The following is a 20,290-nucleotide window of genomic DNA, read 5'->3' on the forward strand; positions in this document are numbered from 1 at the left end:
ATGCCCGCGTTTCCAGATTCCGCGGGAGTGTTCATGTCCGTCGCATTCGTCTTTCCCGGCCAGGGGTCCCAGGCCATCGGCATGGGCAAGGCCCTGTTCGAAACCTTCGCCGCCTCCCGCGCGGTGTTCGAGGCGGTGGACGAGGCGCTCGGCGAAAAGCTGTCGGCCCTGATGTTCGAGGGCGATGCGGCGCAGTTGCAATTGACTGCAAACGCCCAGCCGGCGCTGATGGCGGTGAGCCTCGCGGCGCTCCGCGCGCTCGAAAGCGAGAAGGGGGTGAGCCTCGCCCGGGACGCGCAATTTGTCGCGGGTCATTCGCTCGGCGAATATTCGGCGTTGGCCGCCGCTGGCGCGCTCGAGATCGCCGACGCCGCGCGCCTGTTGCGTCTGCGCGGCTCCGCCATGCAAAAGGCGGTTCCGGTGGGCGAGGGCGCCATGGCGGCGCTGCTCGGCGCCGAGCCCGACCAGGCCGAAACCATTTCCAACGAGGCCAAAGCGGCGACGGGCGCATTGTGCCAGGTCGCCAATGACAATGGCGGCGGCCAGATCGTCGTTTCCGGCGCGAAAAAGGCGGTGGAGGCGGCCATCGAGATCGCCAAGGCGCATGGAATCAAGCGCGCCATGCTGCTGCCGGTCTCCGCGCCCTTCCATTGCGCCCTGATGCAGCCGGCCGCCGAGGCCATGCAGGCGGCGCTGGCCGGGACGAAGATTCAAAAACCCGTGGTCGACGTGGTCGCCAATGTCACGGCGGCGCCGGTTTCCGACCCCGACGAAATCAGAAAACTGCTGGTCGCCCAGGTCTGCGGCGCGGTGCGCTGGCGCGAATGCATGGGGTTCATGCACAAGGCGGGCGTGGACCTGTTTGTCGAAGTGGGCGCCGGCAAGGTGCTGGCGGGCCTGGTCAAGCGCACGGCCGAGGGCGCGCGGTCGCTGAATGTCGGCGTTCCCGCCGAAGTCGAAGCTTTTAGCCTGACGTAAGGTTTTGGGGAGTTTTTCATGTTCGACCTGAACAATCGCGTGGCGCTGGTCACCGGAGCCTCCGGCGGTCTCGGCGCGTCCATCGCCCGCGCGCTGCACAAGCAGGGCGCCAAGGTCGTGCTGTCCGGCACCCGTCGCGAGGCGCTGGACGCGCTGGCGGCCGAGCTCGGCGAGCGCGCCTTCGTCGCCCCCTGCAACCTGTCCGACGCGGCGGCGGTGGAAAAGCTGGTTCCGGAGGCGGAAGCCCTCGCCGGACCGCTCGACATTCTCGTCAACAACGCCGGCGTCACCCGCGACGGCCTGTTCATGCGCATGAAGGACGAGGACTGGTCGACCGTCCTCACCGTCAACCTCGAATCGGCCTTCCGTCTCGCCCGCGCCGCGGTGAAGGGCATGATGAAGCGTCGCCACGGCCGCATCATCAACATCACCTCCGTGGTGGGCGTCACCGGCAATCCCGGACAGGCCAATTATTGCGCCTCGAAAGCCGGCCTGATCGGCATGAGCAAGGCGCTCGCCGCCGAGATCGCCGCGCGCGGAATCACCGTGAATTGCGTGGCCCCCGGCTTCATCGCCAGCCCCATGACCGATGTGCTCAACGACAAGCAGAAAGAGTCGATCCTGGGGGCGATTCCCAGGGGTGAAATGGGCAAGGGCGACGACATCGCTGCGGCAACCGTCTATCTGGCCAGCGACGAGGCCGGTTACGTGACGGGACAGACCCTGCATGTGAACGGTGGAATGGCAATGATTTAAAGAACTTACGGTGCGGTCAGGCCTGCGGCTTCAAAAGGGTGAATGGGCCTCGCAATCGCAACGGAAGTATGTTAGCAAGCCTCGGTTTGTGCGTTCCAGCGTGAAACCGCGTCCAGCCGGAAATGCTCGGCCGCAAAGATCGCGTCCACGGAATTCGCGTCCAAGGACCCGTCAAACCAGCGCCTGGGCGATCCCGGGCGCCCCTATCAGAGTACAACAGGGAATCAAAAAATGAGCGATGTCGCCGAGCGCGTGAAAAAGATTGTCATCGAGCACCTCGGCGTCGACGCCGACAAGGTGGTCGACAGCGCGAATTTCATCGACGATCTGGGCGCGGATTCGCTCGACACCGTCGAACTCGTCATGGCTTTCGAAGAAGAATTCGGCGTGGAAATCCCCGACGAATCCGCCGAGGGCATCGTGACCGTCGGCGATGCCGTGAAGTTTTTGGAAAAGGCCACCGCCAAGGCCTGATCGGGGGACGCCTCGCAGCATTTGCGCGCGCGACGGATCAACCCCGCTCGCGCGCGATTGGCGTTTTGCGGCAATTTGCTGGCCGCGTTTCGTTTCACCGCAGGCAACAGGCTCTGGGGCCCGTCCTGACGGAGTTTAGCTGTAAACAGTTCAGCGGTCAACGGTTCGGCTGCCGTCAGTTTGATCGCGGCGGATGAAAGAATTCCGAGGGAGCAATGCGCAGGGTCGTCGTAACCGGATTGGGCATGGTGTCGCCGCTGGCCTGCGGCGTGGAACAAAGCTGGAAACGCCTGCTCGCCGGCGAAAGCGGCGCGGCGAAGATCGAAGGGTTCGAGGCCTCCGACCTCGCCTGCCAGGTCGCCATGCAAGTGCCGCGTCCCGGCCGCGCCAAGGCCAATGAGGATTCCTTCGACGCCGACGCGTGGATGGAGCCCAAGGAACAGCGCAAGGTCGACGATTTCATCATCTTTGGCGTCGCCGCCGCCCGGCAGGCGCTGAAAGACGCGGATTGGGCGCCCAAGACCTATCAGGACCAGATCGAAACCGGCGTGCTGATCGGCTCCGGCATCGGTGGCCTCGGCGGCATCAACGAGACCTCGCTGCTGCTGCAGGAGAAGGGACCGCGCCGCGTCTCGCCGTTCTTCGTGCCAGGGCGCCTGATCAATCTGATCGGCGGCCACGTCTCCATCGAACATGGGCTCAAGGGCCCGAACCATGCGGTCGTGACCGCCTGTTCCACCGGCACCCACGCCATCGGCGACGCGGCCCGGTTGATCATGCTCGGCGACGCGGAAGTGATGGTGGCGGGCGGCGCCGAATCGGCGCTCAACCGTATCGGCATCGCCGGCTTCTGCGCCTGCAAGGCCCTCGCAACCGCCTTCAACGACAATCCCAAGGCCGCCTCGCGCCCCTATGACCGCGACCGCGACGGGTTCGTCATGGGCGAGGGCGCCGGCTGCGTCGTGCTCGAGGAGCTCGAGCACGCCAAGCGCCGCGGCGCCAAAATCTATGCCGAAGTCATCGGCTACGGCATGTCCGGCGACGCCTATCACATCACCGCGCCCTCCGATGACGGCGACGGCGCCTTCCGCTGCATGCAGGCCGCGCTGAAGCGCGCCGGCCTCAAACCCTCCGAGATCGATTACGTCAACGCCCACGGCACCTCGACCATGGCGGACGGCATCGAATTGCGCGCCGTCGAGCGCGTGCTCGGCGAGGCCGCGTCGGGCGTGTCCATGTCTTCGACCAAAAGCTCGGTCGGCCACCTTCTCGGCGCCGCCGGCGCGGTCGAGGCGATCTTCTCCGTGCTGGCGATTCGCGACCAGATCGCTCCGGCGACGCTCAACCTCGACAATCCCGCCTTCGAGACCGCAATCGACCTCGTTCCGCACAACCCGCGCAAGCGCAAGATCGATGTCGCCCTGTCGAATTCCTTCGGCTTCGGCGGGACCAACGCCACGCTGGTTCTGCGGCGTTACGAGGCCTGAGCGGCTTTCTCGTTTTCGCCACATTAACCGACGACTGTGCTATGATGGCAAAGGTGGTTTTTCCGCCTCAGCGTCTCCCGGCGAACCGGATTTCCGGTTCGCGTTGGGGCATGTAGCAAGCGTTGGTCGATGAGCGAGAATGACCCCGAGAATGACTCCATGAGCGACGACAGGCAAACCGGCGCCGCGCCAAGCCGCCTTTCCCGTCGCGGCTCCGACGAGGCGCGACGCGCCGCCGCGCAGAGCCTGACGCCCGAGGCGACCCCGCCGCTGCCCAAGCGCAGAAGGCGTCCGGGCCTGCTCGCGGCGATTTCCGGCGTATTGACTTTCCTGCTGGTCGCCGCCGTGGTCGCCGGTCTCGGCATCGTCATGGCCAGCCGCAGCGCCCGCCTGCCGGGGCCGCTCACCGCCGACAAGACCGTGGTGATTCCGCCGGGCTCGGACGCGGACGACATTTCCCAGATTCTGGTCGACCAGGGCGTGATCGACAACCGCCTGTCCTTCGCCGTCGCCATGTTCGTCGAGGGCCTGCGCGGCAAACTCAAGGCCGGCGAATATCTGTTCAAGCAGAACGCCTCCCTGCAGGAGGTGATCGACGAAATCGTGCAGGGCCGCGCCATCCTGCATGCCCTGACCATTCCCGAGGGCCTCACCAGCCGGCAGATCGTCGACAAGCTGCGCGAGGACCAGGCGCTGGCCGGCGACATCAGGGAAATCCCGCGCGAGGGCGCGCTGCTGCCGGAAACCTACAAGTTCCAGCGCGGCGACAGCCGCGACAAGCTGCTGCAAAAAATGGCCCGCGACCAGAAGGCGCTGGTGGACGAGATCTGGCGGCGGCGCAGCCCCGACCTCACCCTGTCCTCGCCGACCGAAATGGTGACGCTGGCCTCGATCGTCGAGAAGGAGACGGGCAAGGCCGACGAGCGCCCGCATGTCGCCTCGGTTTTCCTCAACCGGCTGAAGAAGCGCATGCGGCTGCAATCCGATCCGACCGTGGTCTATGGCCTCGCGCCGGGGCAGCCGTATTTGGGCCATTCCCTGACCCGCGAAGACCTGGAGTCGCGCACGCCCTACAACACCTATGTCATCGACGGTCTGCCGCCGGGGCCGATCGCCAATCCAGGCCGCGCGGCTTTGGAGGCGGTCGCCAATCCCTCACGCACGGCGGACCTCTATTTCGTCGCCGACGGGACCGGCGGCCATGTGTTCTCCGAGACGCTGGACGCGCATAACAAGAATGTGCAGCGCTGGCGTCAGCTCGACCCGGCGAAAAAACGCGACAATCGCAGCGAATGGCGGCGCTCGCCCTTTGGCGCGCCGCCCATCGGCCCGGTCGAGGGGGCGCGCTGGACGCCGAGCCTGAAGCGCGATCCCGGCGCGGTCGCCCATCTGGCGCCGGGCCTGCCGGATTCGCCGCCCGCGCCGACGCGCATCAGCGATTACGAACCCGCGCGCGGCGCGGCGCCGCAACTCGCCGGCGATGTGCTGGCGGACACGCCGATGGGCCCCGTCACCAGAGCCGAAAATCTTCTGGACGGGCCTGCGGACGATCTCGCCCCGCCTCCGGCGCGCGCCACCGCCAATATGCTCGACGGCCCCGCCGACGCCGTCGATCCCGCGGCGCTCGCCTATTCGGCCGAGCCCCAGGCGGCCGCCGACAAAATGGCGCCCAACGGCAAGCCGCGCATTTACGACGCCTCCGCCGGCACGGCGCTCGATCCGCTGCTCGACAAGTCCTGGGACCTCAACAGCGCCAAAACCGTGGACCTCGCTCCGCCCTCGGGCAAGACCAAGTAACCGGTCGGCGGGCCGCGAAAGACGGGTTTATTTCGCTGTCGTCCTGCATTATGGCAGGGGCGGACCCCAACAAAACCCCGGACGCGCAATGACCCTCGCCAGCATGACCGGTTTCGCCCGCCAATCGGGCGCGGCCCCGCCTTTGCGCTGGACCTGGGAAATCAAGACCGTCAATTCCAAGGGGCTCGACCTGCGCCTGCGCCTGCCGCCCGGATTCGACGCCCTCGACCTTCCGGCGCGCGCCGCCATTTCCAAAGCTTTGACGCGCGGCGCCTGCCAGATCAATCTCTCGGTGGTCCGCGAAAGCGTCGGCGCCGCGCCGCGCATCAACCGCGACCTCCTGGCCCAATTGCTGGAGCTGGCGGCGACGCTTCCGCGCGGCGAAACCGTCGGTCCGGCGACGCTCGACGGCCTGTTGGCCGTGCGCGGCGTGATCGAAACCGGCGAGGACGAGGACGAATCGGCGGTCGCCGCCGCGCAACCGGCGATCCTGAAGAGCCTGGACAAGACGCTGGCGGATCTCACCGCCATGCGCGCCGCCGAAGGCGCGGCGCTGCACAAGATTTTTTGCGCCCGGCTCGACGCCATCGAGCGGCTCACCGCCGCCGCCGACGCCTGTCCGGCGCGCAAGCCCGAGGCGGTTCGCGAAAAACTGCGGGCGGCGCTGGCGCAATTGAGCGAGCTCGGCCGATTCGACGAGGCGCGGCTGCACCAGGAGGCCATCCTGCTCGCCGCCAAGGCCGACATTCGCGAGGAGCTGGACCGGCTCTATTCCCACGTCGCCGCCGCGAGAAAACTTTTGGCGGATGGCGGGGCCATCGGCCGCCGTCTGGACTTTTTGGCGCAGGAATTCGGCCGGGAGACCAACACGCTCTGCGCCAAGTCGAACGATTCCGCGCTGACCGCCATCGGCCTCGACCTCAAGGTCGAGGTGGAGCAATTGCGCGAACAAGCGCAGAATATCGAGTGATGACCATGGACCAACGCCGCGGCCTGATGCTGATCCTGTCCTCGCCTTCCGGCGCGGGCAAGACCACCTTGACCCGCATGCTGCTGCAACGCCCGGAACTCGACTTAAAACTGTCGATTTCGGTGACGACGCGCAAACGCCGCAGCAGCGAGGCCGACGGCATCCACTACCATTTCATCGACCAGGACGCGTTTTTTCGCCTGCGGGATACCGGTGACCTGCTGGAGCAGGCGGAGGTCCACGGCAATTTTTACGGCACGCCGCGCAAATGGGTGGAGGAGCGGCTGTCGCAGGGCCGCGACGTGCTGTTCGACATCGATTACCAGGGCGCCCGCCAGGTGCGCGAAAAGGCGCCGCGCGATGTCGTGACCATTTTTATCCTGCCGCCGTCGATGCGCGAGCTGCGGGCGCGTCTGGAGCGCCGCGCCGAGGACAGCGCCGAGACCATCGAAAAGCGCCTCGCCGCCGCCCGCAACGAGATCAACCGCTGGACGGATTATGACTACGTCCTGATCAACGAGGACATCCAGCGCACGTTTGACGATCTCACGGCGATCGTGCGCGCCGAGCGTTTGAAACGTCCGCGCCTCGCCACCGCGATGGGCGATTTTGTTGCGGGGCTGCTGGCGGAAGAGGCTTAGCGCCAGAACCGGAAAAACGAGAAAAGTGAAAACCGAATCCCCGGGCTTGACAGACGCGAAATTCTTGTTCTTGTTATGTTCCACGTGAAACCTTTTCGGGTCAAAATATTGATTTAAAAAGGGAAAGTCGTCTCCTGCCGCTCGTCCGCGTCCGTGCGGCGACCGCCACAACCGCGCGGTTGCCGATACGAAAACCGACGCGTTTTGATCGATTTTTCGCGAAAAAACGCAAAAATTCGCGAAATTTCGATCACTTTTTGCGAGTCCGTTTCAACCTGGGATAGAAATCCGCCGAATTCAGGGCTTCCGACCCCATCCAGGACATACCAAAAAAACCAGCGCTCGACGGGCGTTAGCGCCCTTCGGCCAAGCCGCACAGGGGACTGGATCGCGTTGCGCGCAAGGCGCGCGGCGCGTTCCTGTCCCCGGCTCGAACTGCCCTTGCGGGAGAAAGTGTCCCGCGAAGCGGGACGCAAAAGCAGCCTCACCCGCTGCTGGTTTCGCCTTGCAGCCCTCCGCACCATGAGAAATTTCGTTATGGACTCCACTACAGTAGCCTCACCCTGAGGAGCCCGCCTTGGCGGGCGTCTCGAAGGGGGGCGGTCCACGGGCTTTTCAGCAGCCCTGCGAACGCCTGCTAATGCAATATCCTCTGCAAGAACGCCCGCGTCCGCTCATGCCGGGGCGCGCCAAAAAATGCGTCGGGCGCGGCGATCTCGACAATCTGCCCCTGATCCAGAAACACCACGCGATCCGCGACCTGCCGGGCAAAGCCCATTTCGTGCGTCACCGCCAGCATGGTCATGCCTTCCCGCGCCAGCTCCACCATACAGTCCAGCACCTCCTGCACCATCTCCGGGTCAAGCGCCGAGGTCGGCTCGTCGAACAGCATGATTTTCGGCTTCATGCACAGCGCCCGCGCGATGGCGACGCGCTGCTGCTGCCCGCCGGACAATTGGCTCGGAAATTTGTGGGCGTGTTCGGCGATGCGCACCCGCTCCAGATAGGTCAGCGCGAGATCGCGCGCCTCGGCGACCGGCGTTTTGCGCACCTGCACGGGCGCCAGCGTGCAATTGTCGAGCACGGAGAGGTGCGGAAACAGGTTGAATTGTTGAAAGACCATGCCGATTTCGCGCCGCACCTCCTCGATGGATTTGACATCGTCGGTCAGCTCCACGCCATCGACGACGATTTGTCCCGCCTGATGGGTTTCGAGCCGGTTGAGACAGCGGATCAGCGTGGATTTGCCGGAGCCCGAGGGGCCGCACAGCACCAGTTTTTCGCCGGGCGCGACCTCGAGATCGATGTCGCGCAACACGTGGGTGGCGCCGTACCATTTGTTCACGCCCACCATGCGAATCGCGATTTCAGGTTGCGCCATGCCGAACTCCACGTTTCTAGCCAGCCTAGGGCAATTTGCGCTTCGCTCCAATGTGCGGAGAACTTCCTCTTGGCTTCAGCGCGTCATGGCCGAGCTTGTCCCGGCCATCCACGCCGGCATGGAGGGCGGGGCGGGGCGAGAGGAGGCGCCGCTTCGGTCCAATTCTACGAGGACGGGCAGGGGGCTCGGCGTGGATGCCCGGGACAAGCCCGGGCATGACGGCGCCCTTGCTGGAGCGCTCACGCCATGACCGACTCCATCGAAATCGCCTGCGGCGCCGCCCACGCCCGCGCCCTGCGGCGGCGCCTGTTCCGCCTCGTTTCCACCGGCATGGCCGGGCTTGTCCCGGTCCTCCACGCCGGCATGGAGGGCGGGGCGGGGCAAAATGAGGCGCAGCTTCGGTCCAATCCTGAGAGGACGGGCAGCGGGCTCGGCGTGGATGCCCAGGACGAGCCCAGGCATGACGGTTCCCTTGGCAACGCGCTCACGCCATGACCAACTCCATCGAAATCGCCTGCGGCGCCGCCCACGCCCGCATCGCGCTGCGCGGCGCCGAGCTCAAGTCCTGGGTTGTGGCCGGCGACGATCTGCTCTGGCCCGGCGATCCCGCGAGCTGGCCCGACTCGGCGCCGCTGCTGTTCCCGGTGGTGGGCTGGACCCGCGACGGGATTCGCGTCGACGGGCGGCGCTACCCCTTGGGCCTCCACGGTTTTATCCGCCACCAAGATTTTCGAATTGTGGCCGCCGCGCCGGATCGCGTGACGCTCGCCGCAAGCGCCGATGAGCACACGAAAACCCTGTTCCCGTTCAAGTTCAACATGAACATCGTATATCAAATTACAACCAATGAGTTGCGGCAGGTCTTGCATGTGGTGAACGAGGACGTGCGGCCCATGCCCTATGCCGTGGGTCTTCATCCCGGCTTTCGCTGGCCGCTGCCCGGCGCAACCGGCGCGCACACCGTCACCTTTGACGCGGAGGAGTCGCCAAAAATTCCGGTGATCTCCCCCGGCGGCCTGTTTTCGGACGAAAAGCGCGCCGTCCCGCTGCACGGCCGCCGGCTCGATCTGACCCCAAACCTGTTCAGCGAAGCCCTGTGTTTTTTGCACGCCAACAGCCGAGCCCTGGAGTTTTCCAGCGGCGAAAACGTCCTGCGCATGACGCTCGACAATTTCTGTCACATCGCGCTCTGGACCCTGCCGGGCGCGAATTTCCTGTGCCTGGAGGCCTGGACGGGCCATGGCGACCCCGTCGGCTTTGACGGCGAGCTCAGCGCCAAGCCGTCGATGCGCCTGCTCGAACCCGGAGAAAAGGCCCGTCACGCCGCCACATTTTCTTGGCGCGCCTGCTAAAACTCTGTAGGACACCGGCATGGTCTCATTCTCCGCCGGGCGCAACATCGTCCTGTTCCTGCTGATGCGGGGGCTCGGCGCCTTCTCCGCGCAAATGCTCGATGTCGCCATCGGCTGGCACGTTTACGCGCGCACCGGAAGCGCCCTGAGCCTCGGTCTGGTCGGCCTCGCGCAATTCCTGCCGCTGGTGCTGCTGCTGCGCTGGAGCGGCCCGGCCGCCGACCGCTACGACCGGCGCAAAATATCCGCCTTCGCCGCGCTCGGGCAGGGCGGAGCCTCGCTCGCCATCTTCCTGATCGCGATCTTCGACGCGCCGATCCCCTGGATTTACCCAGCCTTGTTCGCGCTCGGCTCGGCGCGCGCCTTTTCCGGGCCGGCCAATTCGTCGCTGCTGCCGCAGATCGTCGACGCCGCGCATTTTCCCCGCGCGGTGGCGCTGTCGACCACCATGTTCCAGGCGGCGACCATCGCCGGCCCGGCCATGGGTGGAATTTTCTACGCGCTCGGCTCCGAAAAAATTTTTGCCGCTTGCGCGCTGCTCGCCGCCGCCGCCGCGCCGATCGCCTTCAAAATCGTGCTGCCGAACGCCCCCGCCGCCACCGCCCCGACCGGCGAAAAAAACGCGCTCGACGGCTTGCGCTACATCTGGTCGAACAAGGTGCTGCTCGGGTCGATCTCGCTCGATCTGTTCGCCGTGCTGTTTGGCGGCGTGACGGCGCTGCTGCCGATCTATTGCCGCGACATCTTGCAAGTCGGCCCCGAAGGCCTGGGCTTTTTGCGCGCCGCGCCCGCCGTGGGCGCAATCGCCGTCAGCCTGCTGCTCTCCGTCTTTCCGTTGCGTCGCCACGTCGGGGCCAAAATGTTCGCCGCCGTCGCGGCTTACGGCGTCGCCACCCTGGTCTTCGCGCTGTCCCAAAATTTCTGGCTGTCCGCCGCCGCCCTGGCGTCGCTGGGCGCCTTTGACGTCGTGAGCATGGTGGTGCGGCAAACCCTGTCGCAGATCGCCACGCCCGACGCCATGCGCGGCCGCGTCTCGGCGGTCAATTTCCTGTTCATCGGCGCGTCCAACCAATTGGGCGAATTCGAATCCGGCGTGGCGGCGGCCCTGCTCGGCGCGGTCGGCGCGGCTTTGTTTGGCGGCGTCGCCGCCGTGGTCGTCGTCGGCGTCTGGGCGGTCCTGTTTCCGGAGCTGCGGCGCGCCGACCGTTTCCAACCCATCGAGGAGAAAACATGAGCGAAATCATCAAACCCTCGGGAAAAAAAGCTTTGCTCATCGACGGCAAGGCCGCCTCCGCCGCCGTTTTGGCGCGGGTCGCGGCGGAAGCGGCGTCGCTCACCCAAAAACCCGGCCTCGCCGTGGTGCTGGTCGGCGAGGACCCGGCGAGCCAGGTCTATGTCAAATCCAAGGGCAAGGCGGCCAAGGAGTGCGGCTTTCACAGCGTCCAGCACGACCTGCCGGCGACCACCAGCGAAGCCGAACTGATCGCGCTGGTGAAGGCGCTCAACGCCGATCCGGCGATCCACGGCATTCTCGTGCAATTGCCGCTGCCCAAGGGCATCGATTCCAGCAAGGTGTTGGAGACCATCGCGCCTGAGAAGGATGTCGACGGCTTCCACCCCGTCAACGTCGGCCTGCTCGCGACCGGCCTGACGGATCGCGCGCTCGTCCCCTGCACGCCGGCCGGCGCCATGCTGCTGATTGAGGAAGCCGCGAAAGCCCTGGGGCGCGACCTGTCCGGCGCGGAGGCGGTGATCGTCGGCCGCTCCAACATCGTCGGCAAGCCGATGGCGCAACTTCTGCTGGCGCAAAACGCCACGGTGACGGTGGCGCATTCCCGGACAAAAGACCTTCCGGCGGTGGCGCGGCGCGCCGACATTCTGGTGGCGGCGGTCGGCCGTCCCGAAATGATCCGGGGCGATTGGATCAAGCCGGGCGCGCTGGTGATCGACGTCGGCATCAACCGCATTCCGGCCGAGGGGCTCAACGCCCAGGGTCAACCGAAGACGCGCCTGGTCGGCGACGTCGCCCTTCAGGAAGCGCTCGAGGTCGCCGGCGCGATCACCCCGGTCCCCGGCGGCGTGGGACCGATGACCATCGCGCTGCTGATGTCGAACACGCTGCGCGCGGCGAAACGGGCGGCCTAGCCGCAGCCGGGGACTGGATCGAATTGCGCCCCACGTCCCCATGGCGCAGGCAAGGCTATTGACGGCGCAATTCGTTCCTGTCCCCCTCACAGGAGGCCCCCGGGTCGGGGACAGGAACGCCTCGCGCCCAAAATTTCGTGTCAACCGGGACGCGCGGGTGCGCGACGCGATCCAGTCCCCTCAGTCCCCGATCTGCACGTAAGTCACCTTGCCGTCCGGCCCCTTGCGCCACTCGTAAACCGTGTAATCGGCGCGGGTGACGTCGCCCTTGGCGTCGAAGGCGATGTCGCCGATCACGCTCGGAAACGGTCCGGCCTCGTGCAAAGTCTTGGCGACGGCGGTGGGATCGGTGGATTTCGCCTTCTCGATCGCCTGTTTCAACACCTGCATGGTGGCGTAGGAATAGAGCGTGTAAGTCTCGGGATTGTACCCCTTGGCCTCGAACGCCTTCACGACTGCGGCGGCTTCCGGGCGCTTGCGCGGGTCCGGCGGGAAGGTCATGAGCGAGCCCTCGACCCCCGGCCCGGCGATGGAGGCGAATTCTTGCGACGCGATGCCATCGCCGCCCATGATGATCGCCTTCACCCCCTGGTCGCGCATCTGCCGCACCAGCAACCCGCCTTCGGTGAAATAACCGCCGAAGAAGATGATGTCGGCGTCGACCGACTTGATTTTTGAAACCATGGCGGAAAAATCTTTTTCGCCCTTGTTCAGGCCCTCGTACATCACCTCTTTGACGCCCGCCGCGGCCAAGCCCTTGCGCGCTTCGTCGGCGAGGCCCTTTCCATAGGTCGACTTGTCGTGGATGATGGCGATCTTCTTGCCCTTGGCGTGTTCGACCAAATATTTCGCCGCCACCGCGCCTTGCTGGTCGTCGCGGCCGCAGGTGCGGAACAGCAGGGGATAGCCGCGCTCGGTCACCTGGGGATTGGTCGAGCCGGGCGAGATCTCCAGCACGCCGGCCTCGTTGTAGACATCGGAGGCGGGCATGGTCACGGCCGAATTGAAATGGCCGACGACAAAGGTGACGCCCTCGCCGACGAATTTGTTGGCGACGGACCGGCCCTGTTTGGAATCGCCGGCGTCGTCGCCGATGGACAGCTCCAATTTCTGCCCCAGCACGCCGCCCGCGGCATTGATGTCGGCGGCGGCCTGCTCCGCGCCATTGCGGATCTGCGCGCCGAAGGCCGCGTCCGAACCGGTGATCGGGCTGCCGACGCCGACCTTGATCTGGGCGTAAGCCGGGCCGGCGAGCAGGGCGGCCAACAGGCCAGCGGCGACGCCGGTCAAAACATTCTTTTTCATGCGGGAACTCCGGGCGGAAATTTCTCCCCGATCTTGCCGTCTGCCCGGACGATTGTCGATAGCGTGGCGTCAGCGATGACCGCCATGAAATCCGCCGCCGTGGAAACCGCCATGGAATCCGCCAAAGCCGCCGTGGTGAAAGCCGCCGTGGCCAAATCCGCCGCCATGAAAACCGCCATGGTGAAATCCGCCGCCATGCCAGCCGCCATACCGCCGGCCGCCCCAGCCGCCGTAATAAGGCCCGCCGCCATAATAGGCGGGGCTATAATAGCCGTAATTGTAGCAGCCGCCGTAGAGGCAGGGGTTGCTGAGCGCCGCGCCGACCACCGCGCCGAACAAAGCCGCGCCCGGATTGTAGCCATGGCGCCAGTGGCGGTGATGCCGCCAATGGTGGTGGCGCCAATGATGATGAGGACGCCAGTGGCGATGCCGATAATAATGGTGATGATGCCCCCAGCCGTGGCGATAGTGGGTGGCTTCGATCGGCGCGGCCGGGCGCTCGATGGCGGCGGGCGCGATCGGCGCAGCCTCCGCCGGTTGCAGCAAGGCGAACGGCAGCGCCGCCGCCAACAGGGTGGTGAAAACGCGCATGGCTTTCTCCCGAAACATGTCGTGTTCAGACAAGTTCGGGAACGCGGCAAGGTTCCGCCGCGGTCTTAAAAACACAAGAAGATCAAGCGATCCAGGGATATTGCCGCCGCATGCGGGCGCGATGCGCGACCAGCCACGCTCCCCCTTGGGCGAACAGGCTCCAGGCGTAGGCGATGAGCGCGGCGGAGGGGGCGAACAGCGGCTCCTGGAACAGCGACCAATGCAAAAACCGCATCGCCGCCGCCAGCAGCAGGCCGTAGAGCAGCAGCAGGGCGGGAGGCCGCCAGGCGCGGGCCACGGCGCGGCCCGAAGCGACACAGGCGAGCCCGCCCAGAACCAGGGTGACGCCGACAAATACGCGCCAGTCGCCGATGACAAAATCCGTCAATGCGCGCCCCCCTCAAGATAGGCGGCGCGCACTTTGGGGTCGCGCAGCAGGTCGGCGCCGCGGCCCGACATGGTTACGGCGCCATTGACCAGCACATAGGCGCGATGCGCCAGTTTCAGCGCATGATGGGCGTCCTGCTCGACCAGGAACACGGACAAGCCTTCCTGTTCGTTGAGCCGCTTCACCGTCTCGAAAATCTGCTTGCACACCAGCGGCGCCAGGCCCAGCGAGGGCTCGTCGAGCAGCAGCAGTTTGGGATTGCTCATCAAAGCGCGGGCGATGGCGAGCATCTGCTGCTCGCCGCCGGACAAGGTGCCGCCGCGTTGTTTTTGCCGCTCCTTCAGCCGCGGGAAGATAGCAAAAACCTTTTCGAGATTGTCGTCAAAACCGACGTTTTGAGCGACCGCCGCGCCCATCTGCAAATTCTCGAAAACCGTCATGCGCGCAAAAATGCGCCGGCCCTCCGGCGATTGCGCGATGGACAGCCGCGCGATCTCATGGGTCGGCATATGGGTGATGTCCTGCCCGTCGAACAGGATTTTGCCGTCGCGCACACGCGGATTGCCAAAGATCGACATCATCAGCGTGGATTTGCCGGCGCCGTTCGACCCGATCAGGGCGACAATCTCGCCCTTGCCGACTTCGAGATCGACGCCGCGCAGAGCCTGCACCGCGCCGTAAAAGGCGGTGACGCCGGAAATGGAGAGCAGCGCGGTCATGCGCCGCTCCCAAGCGCTTGCCCTTGCAGCGCGGCTTCCACCGCCGGCTCGTCATGCTCCTCGACGCCGAGATAGGCGGCGATCACGGCGGGGTCCTCGCGCACCTCAGCCGGCGAGCCGTCGGCGATTTTCTGGCCGTAATCCAGCACCACCACATGGTCGGAAATGCGCATCACCACGGACATGTCGTGTTCGATCAACAGAATGGAGGTCTCGCCCTCGTCGCGTATGCCGCGCAGCAGCTCCGCCAGCCCATGCGATTCCGCGGCGTTCAGGCCGGCGGCCGGCTCATCGAGACAGAGCAGGGCGGGATTCGTGCACATGGCGCGGGCGATTTCGAGCCGGCGCTGGTCGCCATAGGGCAGGCTGCCCGCGGGATCGTCGGCGCGCTTTCTCAAGCCGATGCGGTCGAGCCAGCCCACCGCGCGCTCCACCGCCGCCTGTTCGGCGCGCCGCCACGAGGGCAGGCCGAGCAGGCCAATAAACGAAAAACCGGCGGCGCGCGACAAAGCCTCGTTCTGGGCGATCATCAGATTCTCCAGGGCGCTCATGCCCTGGAACAGCCGAATGTTTTGAAACGTCCGCGCCAGCCGCGCCTTGCGCACAATCTCGTGGTCGGCCATGCGTTCGAGCAGAAAGGTCTCGCCGTCATGCTTGCGCGCCGAGCGGGTCAGCGTCCCGATCTTTGCGTCGTCAAGCCGTCCGGCCGAAAAGGCGATGCGGCCGCTGGTCGGTTTGTAGAACCCGGTCAGGCAGTTGAACAAAGTGGTTTTGCCCGCGCCATTGGGTCCGATCAGCGCGGTAATGTCGCCGCGCCCGGCGGCAAACGACACATTATTGACGGCGAGCAGCCCGCCGAAACGCATGGTGAGATGGTCCACGCGCAGAATGGGGTCCTGGAGCCAGCGCGTCATGAGGCGACTCCCTTCTCCCCTTGCGGGAGAAGGTGGTCCGAAGGACCGGATGAGGGGTTCGAGAGCCTGACGGTCGGCGCCCGCGTCGACACCAGCCCGCGCGGCCTGAAATTCATCATCGCCACCATGGCGAGGCCAACCAGCAGCATGCGGTATTGGGCAGGGTCAAAATCCGGCCCGAACACGCTCTTGAGAAAGGTCAGCTCGCGCAACAGCTCGGAGGCGCCCACCAGGAACACGGCGGCCACGGCCACCCCCAATTGCGAGCCGCCGCCGCCGAGCACGACAATGGCGAGGATCAGCGCGCTCTCGGAGAAGGTGAAGGCGGAGGGCGAGACAAACCCCTGCCGCAGCGCGAACAGGCAGCCGGCGATTCCGGCGAAAAAGGCGCCGAGCGCAAAGGCGGTGAGTTTGATGTTGCGGGTGTCGAGGCCAAGCGCCCGGCAGGCGATCTCATCCTCGCGAAGCGCCTCCCAGGCCCGGCCGAGCGGCAGGCGGCGCAGCCGCAGCGACACCAGATTGGCGAGCAGCGCCAACACCAGCACCAGATAATACAAAAAAATCTGTTTCTGCACGCCCTGGAACGGCAGGCCGAAATGCGCCGCAAAACCGCGCGGCCCCGGAATGAAGGGCAGGCCGAAAAAATTCAGGCCGGGGAAGCCGAACAGCCCGGCCTCGCCATGGGTGACCACATCCCAGTTGATCAGGACGATGCGCACGATTTCGGCGAAGGCGAGGGTGACGATCGCCAAATAATCGCCGCGCAGGCGCAGGATGGGAAAGCCGATGCAGAACCCCCAAAAGGCGGCGAGCAGGCCACAGACCGGCAGCAGCGCCCAAAAGCCGAGGCCGGTCAAGGGGGCGAGCAGGGCATAGGCATAGGCGCCGACCGCGTAGAAAGCGGCGTAACCGAGGTCGAGCAGGCCGGCGAGGCCGACCGTAATGTTCAGGCCCCAGCCCAGCAGCACATAAATGAGGATTTGCACCCCATAGGTGTCGATCCATTTCAGCGCCGCCTGCGGCCCGAGCAGGGCGACCACGGCCAGGGGATAGACGGTCAGGCCGGCGAGCAGAAGCGGCCCGAGCCAGGGCAGTTTTGGCCAGACGCGAGCGGGTTTGACCTTCGCCTCGCCGCCGCTCCACAGGGAGAGAAAGAACCGCAGGAGGAAGGCGGCGGCGCAAAACTGCAAAAACAGCGGCCAGCGCGGCTGCAGCGCCAAGAGATTGTTGAAATCGGGCTCGGCGCGATAGGCGATGATGGGAAAGCTGAGGCCCGCGACCACGAGGGTCGCCCAGCCCGCCTCGCGCAACGCGCGCAACATTTTTTCGGCGGGCATCAGACCTTTTCCACGTCAGGGCGGCCCATCAGACCGGAGGGCATGAAGATGAGGGTGATCGCCAGCACGGAAAAGGCGGCGACATCCTTGTAGTCACTGGAAAAATACTGCCCCCACAGCGTCTCGATCAACCCGATCAGCAGCCCGCCGAGCACGGCGCCTGGCAGCGAGCCGATCCCGCCCAGCACGGCGGCGGTGAACGCCTTGACGCCCGGCACAAAACCGTCCGACGATTTCACCACGCCATATTGGAGCAGGTACAGCGACCCCGCCACGGCGGCCAGCGCCGCGCCGATAACAAAAGTGAGGGCGACGGTGCGATTGACGTCGACGCCGAGCAAAGCCGCCATTTTCGCGTCCTGCTCGCAGGCGCGTTGCGCCCGCCCGAGCGAGGTTTTCTGCACCACGAACCAGAAGGCGGCGAGCAGCGCGCCGGTCACCACGACGATGAGAATCTGCTTGTAGGACAGGGTGACGTCATAGGCGCCGCCCGAGGTGATCTTGATCACCTCGTCCCACATGGGCGGAATGCTCTTGTTGTTCGGCCCCTGGGTCACCGTGACGAAATTGGCGAGAAAGGTCGACATGCCGATGGCGGAAATCAGCGGCGCCAGCCGGAACGACCCGCGCAGGCGGCGATAGGCGACACGTTCGATGGCGAAATTCCACAAGGCGGTGAGGGCCATCGCGGCGACCAGCGCGACGACGAAGGCGGGCGCGGCGGCGAGCCCGAGCATTTGCGTCAGCAGAAGCAAAAGCAGCAAAGCGATGAAGGCGGAAAGCATGAACACGTCGCCATGGGCGAAGTTGACCATGCCGATAATGCCGAACACCATTGTATAGCCGATGGCGATCAGCCCGTAGATCGAGCCGAGGGTGACGCCATTGATCAGCTGTTGCAGAAAGATTTCCATTGATCCCGCCGGATTCGCAGCGCTTTCGACGCTAGCAATCGCCGGGCCATGCGACAAGGGCGGGGCACGTTTGCGCGTCGCGCTTGGTTTGCCGGTCGAACTGAACTAACATCGGTTAGTCCGGTTGGGTCATCGCATGCGAAAGATCAACATCCACGAAGCCAAGACCCATTTGTCGCGCCTCGTCGAGCAGGCCGCGGCGGGCGAGTCCTTTATTATCGCCAAGGCCGGAAAACCTCTGGTGAAGGTCGTGCCGCTCGGCGCCCCCGAGCCGGCGGCGATGCGGCGGACCGGCTTTCTGTCCGGGCAGATCACGGTCCCCGACGATTTTGATCGGATGGGCGGCGCGGCCATCGAACGCCTGTTCGACGGCGAGCCGTGAAGCTGCTGCTCGACACGCACCTGCTGCTCTGGGCGGCGGGGGCGCCGGAGTTTTTGTCGGGTGAAGCGCGGGAGGCGATCGAAGACCCGGCCAACGCGCTTTGGTTCAGCGCCGCCAGTCTGTGGGAGATCGCGATCAAGCGGGGGCTGGGGCGACCGGATTTCCGGGTCGATCCGCGTCTGCTCCGCAAAGGTCTGCTGGAAAACGGCTATGAGGAACTGGCGATCACCGGCGACCACGCCATAATGCTCGACAGCCTGCCGCCGCTGCACAAGGACCCGTTCGACCGGATCCTGGTGGCGCAGGCGATGGCGGAGGGGCTGACGCTGTTGACCAGCGACGGTCTGGTGGCAGCCTATCCCGGCCCGATCCGGAAAGTTTGAGACGCCGCTGCAAAATCGTTCATATTTAAACTAATGAGCTCTGGCGGTCGGCTGACACAGGCATTATGTTCGAAGCGCCGCGAAAACCGCGTGTAAAAATTTCTGGGAAGGATCCTCCATGAGCATTGTCGGAAGCTGGAAACTCACGCTGGAAACGCCGTTCGGCGTGCAGACCCCGACCTTGCGCATTGGCGCGGACGGCGCCGGCGGCCTGGGTTCGCATGCCGGCGAAGTGCCGCTCACCGACCTCCAGATCAGCGGCGATTCCGCTGAATTCCACGCCAAGGTTCCCACCCCCATGGGCAGCTTCAACATCGGCTTCGACGTCAAGGCCAGCGGCGACGCGCTGTCCGGAAAGTTCAAGACTCCGCTCGGCTCGACGCCGCTGACCGGCGTGCGCCAGGCCTAAACGGCCAGTTTTGCGACAAACGCGCCGATGCGGCTGAGCGTCGGCGTGTCCAGCAGCAGCGGCGCGTGACCCTGGCCGGGCACGACATGCAGCTCGCACAACGGATTGCGCTTGGCCATCTGCGCATGCGCCTCCGGCGACAGCAGATCGGAATTCTCGCCGCGCAGCGCCAGGATCGGCGCCCGGATCGCCTCGAACGCCGGCCACATGTCGGGCAGGGGGGCGCTGGGATCGAAGGCGTCGAGCGTGCGCGCCAGTTGCGGATCGTAGGACAGCCGCATCCGCTCCGGCGTGATGTTGAGCGAATTGCTGGCGTAAAAGCGCCAGTCCTCGTCTGAGACGGCGGGAAAACGCGGGCCCATCACCCGCTTGTAATGGGCGATGGCCTCCTCGACATTGCGCAGCAGCGGCAGCTTGCCGATGTAATCCTTGATATTGACGAGGCCCTGCGGCTCGATCTGCGGCCCCACATCATTGAGCACCAGCCCGGCGACGCGCTGCGGCTGGGCGGCGCTCAGCATCAGCGCATGCAGACCGCCGCGCGACAGGCCGACAAAAATCGCCTTCGAAATTTTGAGCGCGTCCAGCACGCTCAGGAGATCGCCGTGTTCGACCGGCATGGAATAGTGAGTCCAGTCGGGGTCCCAGTCCGAGCCGCCGCGGCCGCGATAATCCAGCGAAATGACGCGCCTTCCGCCGGCGCGATTGAGATGCAGGGCGAGCACCACAAAATCGCGCGCCGGCCGGGACAGGCCGGGCAGGCAGACAACGGGCGTCAGGGAATTGGACTTGCCGAGCGTCAGCGCGTGAAGCTGCAAGCCGTCGGCGGACGGAAAAAAATGGCTGCGCAATTCACCGTCCACTCAAACCTCCCGTGTCCGGTTCAAATAGCGTTTTCAAGCGAAGTGGATGCCGGTTCGCGTGAAGAAAACGCGTCGAAAAAAAACGGGCGCGTCCGGCGAGCGGA

General features: G+C 65.5%; 23 protein-coding genes. 14 read left to right on the forward strand and 9 right to left on the reverse strand.

Features of this window, described 5'->3' with window-relative positions; genetic code table 11:
• Positions 1 to 33 precede the first annotated feature (33 nt).
• The 7 genes from fabD to gmk all read left to right on the forward strand — a co-directional run bounded on the left by fabD (position 34) and on the right by gmk (position 7,103).
• Positions 34 to 978 carry an ACP S-malonyltransferase gene (gene fabD, locus M2320_RS03255; RefSeq protein ID WP_264596067.1) on the forward strand — a complete coding sequence of 315 codons (945 nt, stop codon included), beginning with the start codon at positions 34 to 36 and terminating at the stop codon, positions 976 to 978.
• A gap of 18 nt (positions 979 to 996) precedes the next feature.
• On the forward strand, positions 997 to 1,734 hold the full coding sequence (fabG, locus tag M2320_RS03260; RefSeq protein ID WP_184425843.1) for a 3-oxoacyl-[acyl-carrier-protein] reductase: 738 nt from the start codon (positions 997 to 999) through the stop codon (positions 1,732 to 1,734).
• 231 nt (positions 1,735 to 1,965) lie between these two features.
• Positions 1,966 to 2,208 (forward strand): acyl carrier protein, encoded by a 243-nt coding sequence (locus M2320_RS03265; protein WP_088520584.1) that lies wholly within the window; start codon positions 1,966 to 1,968, stop codon positions 2,206 to 2,208.
• Positions 2,209 to 2,423: 215 nt separating this feature from the next.
• Complete coding sequence (gene fabF, locus M2320_RS03270) at positions 2,424 to 3,695, forward strand: beta-ketoacyl-ACP synthase II (protein WP_184425845.1); 1,272 nt, start codon at positions 2,424 to 2,426, stop codon at positions 3,693 to 3,695.
• Positions 3,696 to 3,854: 159 nt separating this feature from the next.
• Positions 3,855 to 5,492 carry an endolytic transglycosylase MltG gene (gene mltG / locus M2320_RS03275; protein WP_264596068.1) on the forward strand — a complete coding sequence of 546 codons (1,638 nt, stop codon included), beginning with the start codon at positions 3,855 to 3,857 and terminating at the stop codon, positions 5,490 to 5,492.
• Between the two features lie 88 nt (positions 5,493 to 5,580).
• Positions 5,581 to 6,462 (forward strand): YicC/YloC family endoribonuclease, encoded by an 882-nt coding sequence (locus M2320_RS03280; protein ID WP_264596069.1) that lies wholly within the window; start codon positions 5,581 to 5,583, stop codon positions 6,460 to 6,462.
• Positions 6,462 to 7,103: a guanylate kinase gene (gmk, locus tag M2320_RS03285; RefSeq protein WP_425540647.1), complete on the forward strand. Its 642-nt coding sequence runs from the start codon at positions 6,462 to 6,464 to the stop codon at positions 7,101 to 7,103. Before M2320_RS03280 ends, gmk begins: the two co-directional genes overlap by 1 nt.
• Before the next feature lie 637 nt (positions 7,104 to 7,740).
• Here gmk and M2320_RS03290 read toward each other — a convergent pair.
• On the reverse strand, positions 7,741 to 8,484 hold the full coding sequence (locus M2320_RS03290) for an amino acid ABC transporter ATP-binding protein (RefSeq protein WP_264596071.1): 744 nt from the start codon (positions 8,482 to 8,484) through the stop codon (positions 7,741 to 7,743).
• A gap of 246 nt (positions 8,485 to 8,730) precedes the next feature.
• On the opposite strand from M2320_RS03290, the gene M2320_RS03295 reads away from it, so the two are divergent.
• From M2320_RS03295 to M2320_RS03310, 4 genes are read left to right on the forward strand one after another with little or no spacing between them, the layout of a single operon-like run.
• Complete coding sequence (locus tag M2320_RS03295; protein WP_264596072.1) at positions 8,731 to 8,979, forward strand: hypothetical protein; 249 nt, start codon at positions 8,731 to 8,733, stop codon at positions 8,977 to 8,979.
• Positions 8,976 to 9,836 carry an aldose 1-epimerase family protein gene (locus M2320_RS03300; protein ID WP_264596073.1) on the forward strand — a complete coding sequence of 287 codons (861 nt, stop codon included), beginning with the start codon at positions 8,976 to 8,978 and terminating at the stop codon, positions 9,834 to 9,836. Before M2320_RS03295 ends, M2320_RS03300 begins: the two co-directional genes overlap by 4 nt.
• Positions 9,837 to 9,855: 19 nt before the next feature.
• The gene (locus M2320_RS03305; protein WP_264596074.1) at positions 9,856 to 11,070 is read left to right on the forward strand and encodes an MFS transporter; all 1,215 of its coding nucleotides are present in this window, start codon (positions 9,856 to 9,858) and stop codon (positions 11,068 to 11,070) included.
• Positions 11,067 to 11,981, forward strand: a complete 915-nt coding sequence (locus tag M2320_RS03310; protein WP_264596075.1) for a bifunctional 5,10-methylenetetrahydrofolate dehydrogenase/5,10-methenyltetrahydrofolate cyclohydrolase — start codon at positions 11,067 to 11,069, stop codon at positions 11,979 to 11,981. The genes M2320_RS03305 and M2320_RS03310 overlap by 4 nt, the downstream gene beginning before the upstream one ends.
• 180 nt (positions 11,982 to 12,161) lie before the next feature.
• On the opposite strand, the gene M2320_RS03315 is transcribed toward M2320_RS03310, so the two are convergent.
• The 7 genes from M2320_RS03315 to M2320_RS03345 form a co-directional block, all read right to left on the reverse strand.
• Positions 12,162 to 13,286, reverse strand: coding sequence for a branched-chain amino acid ABC transporter substrate-binding protein (locus tag M2320_RS03315; protein ID WP_264596076.1), 1,125 nt, complete (start codon positions 13,284 to 13,286; stop codon positions 12,162 to 12,164).
• A 69-nt stretch (positions 13,287 to 13,355) separates the two neighbouring features.
• Positions 13,356 to 13,877 (reverse strand): hypothetical protein, encoded by a 522-nt coding sequence (locus M2320_RS03320; protein ID WP_264596077.1) that lies wholly within the window; start codon positions 13,875 to 13,877, stop codon positions 13,356 to 13,358.
• An 82-nt stretch (positions 13,878 to 13,959) separates the two neighbouring features.
• Positions 13,960 to 14,265 carry a DUF6867 family protein gene (locus tag M2320_RS03325; protein ID WP_264596078.1) on the reverse strand — a complete coding sequence of 102 codons (306 nt, stop codon included), beginning with the start codon at positions 14,263 to 14,265 and terminating at the stop codon, positions 13,960 to 13,962.
• Positions 14,262 to 14,984 (reverse strand): ABC transporter ATP-binding protein, encoded by a 723-nt coding sequence (locus M2320_RS03330; RefSeq protein WP_264596079.1) that lies wholly within the window; start codon positions 14,982 to 14,984, stop codon positions 14,262 to 14,264. The genes M2320_RS03325 and M2320_RS03330 overlap by 4 nt, the downstream gene beginning before the upstream one ends.
• Entirely contained in the window at positions 14,981 to 15,898 is a 918-nt protein-coding gene (locus tag M2320_RS03335) for an ABC transporter ATP-binding protein (protein ID WP_264596080.1), read from the reverse strand. Before M2320_RS03335 ends, M2320_RS03330 begins: the two co-directional genes overlap by 4 nt.
• Positions 15,895 to 17,235 (reverse strand): high-affinity branched-chain amino acid ABC transporter permease LivM, encoded by a 1,341-nt coding sequence (gene livM / locus M2320_RS03340; protein WP_264596081.1) that lies wholly within the window; start codon positions 17,233 to 17,235, stop codon positions 15,895 to 15,897. The genes M2320_RS03335 and livM overlap by 4 nt, the downstream gene beginning before the upstream one ends.
• Positions 17,235 to 18,149 (reverse strand): branched-chain amino acid ABC transporter permease, encoded by a 915-nt coding sequence (locus M2320_RS03345; RefSeq protein WP_264596082.1) that lies wholly within the window; start codon positions 18,147 to 18,149, stop codon positions 17,235 to 17,237. The genes livM and M2320_RS03345 overlap by 1 nt, the downstream gene beginning before the upstream one ends.
• Before the next feature lie 136 nt (positions 18,150 to 18,285).
• Between M2320_RS03345 and M2320_RS03350 the strand changes: the two genes are divergently transcribed.
• The 3 genes from M2320_RS03350 (at position 18,286) to M2320_RS03360 (ending at position 19,323) form a co-directional block, all read left to right on the forward strand.
• Complete coding sequence (locus M2320_RS03350) at positions 18,286 to 18,531, forward strand: type II toxin-antitoxin system Phd/YefM family antitoxin (protein WP_264596083.1); 246 nt, start codon at positions 18,286 to 18,288, stop codon at positions 18,529 to 18,531.
• Positions 18,528 to 18,914, forward strand: a complete 387-nt coding sequence (locus tag M2320_RS03355; protein ID WP_264596084.1) for a type II toxin-antitoxin system VapC family toxin — start codon at positions 18,528 to 18,530, stop codon at positions 18,912 to 18,914. Before M2320_RS03350 ends, M2320_RS03355 begins: the two co-directional genes overlap by 4 nt.
• Before the next feature lie 118 nt (positions 18,915 to 19,032).
• Entirely contained in the window at positions 19,033 to 19,323 is a 291-nt protein-coding gene (locus tag M2320_RS03360; RefSeq protein WP_184430131.1) for a hypothetical protein, read from the forward strand.
• Here the strand turns inward: M2320_RS03360 and M2320_RS03365 are convergent.
• Complete coding sequence (locus M2320_RS03365) at positions 19,320 to 20,186, reverse strand: alpha/beta fold hydrolase (protein WP_264596085.1); 867 nt, start codon at positions 20,184 to 20,186, stop codon at positions 19,320 to 19,322. The genes M2320_RS03360 and M2320_RS03365 overlap by 4 nt on opposite strands.
• Positions 20,187 to 20,290: the final 104 nt, after the last annotated feature.

The organism is Rhodoblastus acidophilus, assembly GCF_025961575.1.
Taxonomy (GTDB): domain Bacteria; phylum Pseudomonadota; class Alphaproteobacteria; order Rhizobiales; family Beijerinckiaceae; genus Rhodoblastus; species Rhodoblastus acidophilus_C.

Bases quoted from the DNA above. Each gene is read 5' to 3' on its own strand.
- M2320_RS03310 (WP_264596075.1), top strand. From the start codon at position 11,067: ATGAGCGAAATCATCAAACCCTCGGGAAAAAAAGCTTTGCTCATCGAC.
- fabF (WP_184425845.1), top strand. From the start codon at position 2,424: ATGCGCAGGGTCGTCGTAACCGGATTGGGCATGGTGTCGCCGCTGGCC.
- M2320_RS03350 (WP_264596083.1), top strand. From the start codon at position 18,286: ATGCGAAAGATCAACATCCACGAAGCCAAGACCCATTTGTCGCGCCTC.
- M2320_RS03315 (WP_264596076.1), bottom strand. From the start codon at position 13,286: ATGAAAAAGAATGTTTTGACCGGCGTCGCCGCTGGCCTGTTGGCCGCC.
- M2320_RS03330 (WP_264596079.1), bottom strand. From the start codon at position 14,984: ATGACCGCGCTGCTCTCCATTTCCGGCGTCACCGCCTTTTACGGCGCG.
- M2320_RS03305 (WP_264596074.1), top strand. From the start codon at position 9,856: ATGGTCTCATTCTCCGCCGGGCGCAACATCGTCCTGTTCCTGCTGATG.
- M2320_RS03335 (WP_264596080.1), bottom strand. From the start codon at position 15,898: ATGACGCGCTGGCTCCAGGACCCCATTCTGCGCGTGGACCATCTCACC.
- fabG (WP_184425843.1), top strand. From the start codon at position 997: ATGTTCGACCTGAACAATCGCGTGGCGCTGGTCACCGGAGCCTCCGGC.
- gmk (WP_425540647.1), top strand. From the start codon at position 6,462: ATGACCATGGACCAACGCCGCGGCCTGATGCTGATCCTGTCCTCGCCT.
- M2320_RS03300 (WP_264596073.1), top strand. From the start codon at position 8,976: ATGACCAACTCCATCGAAATCGCCTGCGGCGCCGCCCACGCCCGCATC.
- livM (WP_264596081.1), bottom strand. From the start codon at position 17,235: ATGCCCGCCGAAAAAATGTTGCGCGCGTTGCGCGAGGCGGGCTGGGCG.
- M2320_RS03295 (WP_264596072.1), top strand. From the start codon at position 8,731: ATGACCGACTCCATCGAAATCGCCTGCGGCGCCGCCCACGCCCGCGCC.
- fabD (WP_264596067.1), top strand. From the start codon at position 34: ATGTCCGTCGCATTCGTCTTTCCCGGCCAGGGGTCCCAGGCCATCGGC.
- M2320_RS03280 (WP_264596069.1), top strand. From the start codon at position 5,581: ATGACCCTCGCCAGCATGACCGGTTTCGCCCGCCAATCGGGCGCGGCC.
- mltG (WP_264596068.1), top strand. From the start codon at position 3,855: ATGAGCGACGACAGGCAAACCGGCGCCGCGCCAAGCCGCCTTTCCCGT.
- M2320_RS03345 (WP_264596082.1), bottom strand. From the start codon at position 18,149: ATGGAAATCTTTCTGCAACAGCTGATCAATGGCGTCACCCTCGGCTCG.
- M2320_RS03265 (WP_088520584.1), top strand. From the start codon at position 1,966: ATGAGCGATGTCGCCGAGCGCGTGAAAAAGATTGTCATCGAGCACCTC.
- M2320_RS03360 (WP_184430131.1), top strand. From the start codon at position 19,033: ATGAGCATTGTCGGAAGCTGGAAACTCACGCTGGAAACGCCGTTCGGC.
- M2320_RS03290 (WP_264596071.1), bottom strand. From the start codon at position 8,484: ATGGCGCAACCTGAAATCGCGATTCGCATGGTGGGCGTGAACAAATGG.
- M2320_RS03320 (WP_264596077.1), bottom strand. From the start codon at position 13,877: ATGCGCGTTTTCACCACCCTGTTGGCGGCGGCGCTGCCGTTCGCCTTG.